Annotated in this window: 1 protein-coding gene; it reads left to right on the top strand. The window is 67.9% G+C overall.

What is annotated here, in order from left to right:
• On the top strand, positions 1-336 hold a 336-nt coding region (locus LO50_RS19440; RefSeq protein WP_044316062.1), incomplete at both ends, for a 4Fe-4S dicluster domain-containing protein.

Raw genomic sequence — 336 nt, 5'->3', positions numbered from 1 at the left:
TGCTGCTGCCGTCGACGGCGGTGCCGGTGATCAAGGGCGCTACCGGGCTGCTGGCGCTCGACCGCCACGAAGTGCCGCGTAGCGACAGCGCGCCGTGCATTCGCTGCTCGCGCTGCGTCGACGCCTGCCCGATGGGCCTGGCGCCGCTGGAGATGGCTGCGCGTACCCGTGTCGACGATTTCGACGGCGCCAGCGAATACGGCCTGCGCGACTGCATCCTTTGTGGCTGCTGTTCCTATGTCTGCCCCTCGCACATTCCGCTGGTGCAGTACTTCCAGTACGCCGTCGGCCAGCAGGACGAACGCCGCAGCGCGGCGCGCAAGAACGACTACATCA

Source organism: Stutzerimonas stutzeri, from assembly GCF_000935215.1.
In the GTDB taxonomy this organism is placed as follows: Bacteria; Pseudomonadota; Gammaproteobacteria; order Pseudomonadales; family Pseudomonadaceae; genus Stutzerimonas.
This window is presented reverse-complemented; position numbering and strand designations above follow the sequence as displayed.